The sequence below is a fragment of the Bradyrhizobium sp. Unk1 genome (genome assembly GCF_059512345.1).
Map to the genome: position 1 here is coordinate 1 of NZ_JCAMOP010000170.1, position 1,387 is coordinate 1,387.

At 63.0% G+C, this 1,387-nt stretch carries 1 protein-coding gene; it reads right to left on the reverse strand.

Going from position 1 to position 1,387, the window contains the following annotated elements:
* Positions 1–367 precede the first annotated feature (367 nt).
* On the reverse strand, positions 368–1,387 hold a 1,020-nt coding region (locus AC5ZFO_RS47915; RefSeq protein ID WP_496124254.1), incomplete at its 5' end, for an IS91 family transposase.

Genomic DNA, 1,387 nt, shown 5'->3' on the forward strand with positions numbered 1-1,387 from the left:
AGGGAATCTGGAGGGTTCTGTGAGGTCGCGCTCACGCGAGGGCGCGGCAAGCGCTTATAACGCGACCTCATTGAAGCCGGATTGAACGAAGGCGCGGGAGAATATGCACGGTGGTGCGGCTATGGGGATAGTTTGAGATCGCGGGTTGCTATCGGCAGACTGCGGAGCTGACGCGGCGACGTTTTGGTTGCGCAATGGCGGCAACTTGAGACGGAGAGCATTTTACCGGCTGTAGCGATCGATGGCCCGCTGCATCGAATAGTTTCCGGCGCGCTGTTTGGCCGCACGGATTCGGCAGCGTCTGCGATGATCGAGACGATGGGATCATAATGACGAATGACGATCTTCGTGCACGGCATGAATTGGCTCACGATGTGTCGCACCGGAACGATTGGGTTGGAGTGTCGGAACGACTGAAGCTGTGTCGAAAGCGCTTGATGATGCGCATGACGCCACCACAATCAGGACAGGCGGGAACCTTGGGTCGCGTCAGAGCGTCCGAATCCACAGGCGACGGCTCGCCATCGTTTGGCGCGGTCCGCTCACGATCGAGAAGTTTGCGGCAAAGGGAGAGTTTGGCAGCGCGATGGCCGTTGGCCATGAAGCCGAAGTGACGGATGCGATGGAAGCCATCGGGCAGCGTGTGAAGGAGGAAGCGGCGGATGAACTCGTCGGGCTTGAGCTTCATGATCTTTGTCGCGCCGTTCTGGCGGTAGTCCTTCCAGGTAAAGGCGACGTGATCCTCGTCGAGGGCTACGAGCCGGCTGTTGGCTATTGCAACGCGATGGGTATAGCGGCCGAGATAGGCCAGCACCTGCGCGGGGCCGCCGAACGGCCGTTTGGCGTAGACGACCCAGCTGATGCGCCGCATAGCGACGAGGTGAGCTGCGAAGGCAGCAGGTTCGGCCAGGGATGCGAGATCGCCGAAGAAGTTCAGGGTGCCGGCGTCGAAGGCGGCGGTCAGACGTTCGAGGAACAGGCGTCTGAACAGCCGGGCGAGCGGTTTGACGGCCAGGAAGAAGTTTGGTCGGCTGGCGATCCAGCGCGCGCTATCGGGCGAGAGGCCGCCGCCCGGCACGACGCAGTGGACGTGGGGATGGTGCGTCAGCGCCTGCCCCCAGGTGTGGAGGACGGCGACGCCGCCGATCCCGGCGCCGAGCCGGCGTGGATTGGCGGCGAGCGTCGACATTGCCTCGGCGGCGGCTTTGAACAGGATCGCATAAACGATGGCCTTGTTCTGAAAGGCGATCGCGGCGATCGGAGCCGGCAGTGTGAAGACGACGTGGAAATAGGGAACCGGCAGCAGGTCGGCTTCTCGCGCGGCGAGCCACGCGGCCCGGGCTGGCCCCTGACACTTCGGACAGTGCCGGTTGCGGCAAGTAATGGG